The organism is Stenotrophomonas sp. (assembly GCF_036662295.1).
Taxonomy (GTDB): Bacteria; Pseudomonadota; Gammaproteobacteria; order Xanthomonadales; family Xanthomonadaceae; genus Stenotrophomonas.
Genome location: NZ_JAVWXA010000186.1, coordinates 1 through 3,335, shown reverse-complemented (window position 1 = coordinate 3,335; position 3,335 = coordinate 1). Strand labels below are relative to the sequence as shown.

The 3,335-nt window shown below is 67.5% G+C and carries 3 protein-coding genes; 1 reads left to right on the top strand and 2 read right to left on the bottom strand.

Translation table 11 applies throughout. From position 1 onward, the window contains the following. Nucleotides 1–172: 172 nt before the first annotated feature. Both RSA25_RS19250 and RSA25_RS19245 read right to left on the bottom strand, forming a co-directional pair. Entirely contained in the window at nucleotides 173–355 is a 183-nt protein-coding gene (locus RSA25_RS19250) for a 30S ribosomal protein THX (RefSeq protein ID WP_068850363.1), read from the bottom strand. Nucleotides 356–463: 108 nt separating this feature from the next. Next, nucleotides 464–877 carry a MerC domain-containing protein gene (locus RSA25_RS19245; RefSeq protein WP_332810429.1) on the bottom strand — a complete coding sequence of 138 codons (414 nt, stop codon included), beginning with the start codon at nucleotides 875–877 and terminating at the stop codon, nucleotides 464–466. Nucleotides 878–1,030: 153 nt separating this feature from the next. On the opposite strand from RSA25_RS19245, the gene RSA25_RS19240 reads away from it, so the two are divergent. Then, the gene (locus tag RSA25_RS19240; protein ID WP_332810430.1) at nucleotides 1,031–3,223 is read left to right on the top strand and encodes a TonB-dependent receptor; all 2,193 of its coding nucleotides are present in this window, start codon (nucleotides 1,031–1,033) and stop codon (nucleotides 3,221–3,223) included. Nucleotides 3,224–3,335: the final 112 nt, after the last annotated feature.

The window sequence follows — 3,335 nt, the reverse complement described above, 5'->3', positions numbered from 1 at the left end:
AGAGCCCCCATGGATGGGTTCACGGCGTGTCCCGCACCCCCGCCCGTACCCGCCCCGGGCGACAAGGCAATGCACTCGCGTGGTTAAGCAAAGCCTCACCCCGCAGATGGGCGAACAGGCAAAAAAAAAACGCGGCGCAAGCGCCGCGTTTTCTTCGACCCGCCAGGCGGGATCAACCGGCCTTGGCGACAGCCTTCTTGGCAACGGCCTTTTTCGCCGGTGCCTTGGCAACGGTCTTCTTGGCGACCGGCGCAGCTGCACCCACGGCCACCTTGCTCACCGCGTGCGAGCGCGAATTGCCGTAGCTGGCGTTGTAGCGCTTGCCCTTGGCGGTCTTGCGGTCACCCTTACCCATGTCGTCAACTCCTTAGTCTGAAATCTGATTACCCCGTACTGACACGGGTTCGGCGGGGCCGCCCTCTCAGGCGCCCCCGCGCACGATCTGAAAGCCTACCACAGCGCCTCAATGCGCACAGCTGGCGTCATGGACGTGGCCGTGGTTCAGCCGCAGGTTCACCAGGTGCGCCACGCCCACCAGCACACCGCCCAGCGTCATCACCACCGCGTGCGGCACCGCCGAATGGTGCAGCGGGTCGTACAGCAGCCCTGCCCACAAGGCCACCAGCCCGGGCACCAGGAAGCCCAGCGCGCGCAGCGCCCCGTGCCGGCGGTAGCCCCAGACCAGGCTGAACAGACCCAGCAGGGTGACAAAGCTCACCAGGGCCAGCTCCACCCCGTCGCCCAGCCAGACCGACAGGCCCAGCGACGGCGCAGCGGCCAACAGGATCGGCAGCACCGCGCAGTGCACCGCGCACAGCAGCGACCCGGTGGCACCGAAGCGATCCAGCAGATGACGGACTCGAACGAAGAGGGGCATGACTTCCAGCAGGGTCGGCGAAGCGTTATGGAATAATATAACATCAATCCCGACGCGCACTCCCCTCCTCCGCTCCCCCTCGTTTCACCCGCCCTTCGATGGGATTCGCGCGCCCCACCATTGATACATTGTAACAATTTACCGACGGACCCTCTGCCCATGCGCTCTTCCCGCTCCCTCCAGCCGCACGCCCTGTCCCTGGCGCTCGCCGCGGCGCTGATCCCCTCGCTGGCGCTGGCCGCCGACGACGCCGGCCAACGTGACCACCACCTGACCGAACTGTCCACGGTGAAGGTGACCGCCTCGCCGCTTCAGGGCGATGCCGAGTCGCTCGCGCGCCCGGTCGACGTGCTGGCCGGCGAACGCCTGGACGAACAGAAGGCCGGCACCCTCGGCGACACCGTGGCCAAGCTGCCCGGCGTGCAGAGCACCTTCTTCGGCCCCGGCGTGGGCCGCCCGATCATCCGCGGCCAGGAAGGCCCGCGCGTGGCCGTGCTGTCCAACGGCATGGGCAACATGGATGCCTCCACGGTCAGCGCCGACCACGCCACCAGCATCGAGCCGTTCCTGGCCGACCAGATCGAAGTCCTGAAGGGCCCGGCCACCCTGCTGTTCGGCAGCGGCGCCATCGGCGGCGCGGTCAACGTGGTGGACGGGCGCATCGCGCGCGAACTGCCCGACCGCCCGCTCAGCGGCCGCGCCGAACTGCGCGGCAACTCGGTCAACGACGAACGCAGCGGCATGTTCCGGCTCGATGGCGTGAGCGGCAACGTGGTGCTGCACGTGGACGGCCTGGTCCGCAACGGCGATGACTTCCGCATCCCCGGCTATGCGGTGATCGATGGCCTGGAAGACCACAGCGGGCATGAGCACGAGGAAGGCGACACCGACGAGCCGCGCCGCGGCCGCCTGGACAACAGCTCGATCCGCACGCGGGCCGGTGGCGTCGGCGCCACGTGGCTGGGCGAAGGCGGCTACTTCGGCGCGTCGGCCAGCACCTACCGCACCAACTACGGCATCCCCAACGGCGCGCACGTGCACGCCGACGATGACCACGACCATGACCACGACCATGGCGATGAAGAGGAAGAAGGCGACGAACACGATGTGCGCATCGACATGGTGCAGAACCGCTTCGAAGCCAAGGGCGGGATCTACAACCCCACCTCGTTCCTGAAGAACATCAACCTGCGCACCGCCTACACCGACTACGAGCATGTCGAGCTGGAAGCGGGCACCCCCTCCACGCGCTTCACCAACCGTGGCATCGAAGGCCGCCTGGAGGCGGTGCAGCAGCAGATCGGTGGCTGGGACGGCGCGTTCGGGCTGCAGTTCGGCAACAGCGATTTCGGTGCCAGGGGCGAGGAAGCCTTCGTGCCGGACACCAACACGAAGAACATCGGCCTGTTCGTGCTGCAGGAAAAGCAGTTCGGTCCGTTCAAGCTGGAGCTGGGCGGCCGCCATGACCAGGTCAAGCTGGACCCGACCGGCGACTACCGCGCGCGCACCTTCGATGCGACCAACCTCTCGGCGGCCGGCATCTGGAAGCTCAACGACGCGGTCGACCTGCGCTTCGGCGTGGATGGTTCCGAGCGCGCACCGACCAACGAAGAGCTGTATGCCGCCGGTGCGCACATCGCCACCCGCTCGCTGGAGATCGGCGATGCCAACCTGAAGACCGAGCGTGGCCAGCGCGTTGAGCTGGGCATCCACACCCACAGCGACCGCGTGGACTTCTCCGCCTCGATCTACCAGACCCGGTTCAAGAACTTCATCTACCTGGCCGACACCGGCGTGGTCGAATCGCTGCCGGTGCGCCTGTGGACGCAGCAGGACGCCACGTTCAAGGGCGCCGAGGCCGAAGCGTTGCTGCACCTGTTCGAAGGGGGCGCCGGCGACTGGGACCTGCGCGTGTTCGGCGACTACGTCAAGGCCGAGCTGGATGGCAGCGGCAGCCGCAACGTGGACATCGCGGTGCCGCACGGCGACCACAACCACAACTACACGGTGGAGCTGGCCAACACCGGCTACCTGCCGCGCATCTCGCCCGCCCGCGTGGGCGCGGACCTGCGCTGGTCCAGGGACGGTTGGCGTGCGTCGGTGGGCGCGGTGCGCTACAGCCGCCAGAAGGACGTGGCCCAGAACGAGGACCCGAGCAACGGCTACACGCTGGTGGACGCGCACCTGGCCTACCGCTGGGACCGTACCGACAGCAACAGCTACGAAGTGTTCCTGGACGGCAGCAACCTGACCAACCAGGAAGCGCGCCCGCACACCTCGCTGCTGCGCGACTACTCGCCCCTGCCGGGCCGCGGCGTCGCCTTCGGCATCCGCGCATACTTCTAAGCCCTGCGCTTTACGACTGGGGTCGTGTGTTCACCCTGAGGGGGCCGAAAGGCCCCCTTTTTTTGGTTCTTCGCCCATCTGAGGGGTTCCGTCGTCGCGGCGTATGAAGCCA

What these genes read in the sequence shown, in the direction of transcription:
- RSA25_RS19245 (WP_332810429.1), bottom strand. Translation starts at nt 877, where the DNA reads ATGCCCCTCTTCGTTCGAGTCCGTCATCTGCTGGATCGCTTCGGTGCC.
- RSA25_RS19250 (WP_068850363.1), bottom strand. Translation starts at nt 355, where the DNA reads ATGGGTAAGGGTGACCGCAAGACCGCCAAGGGCAAGCGCTACAACGCC.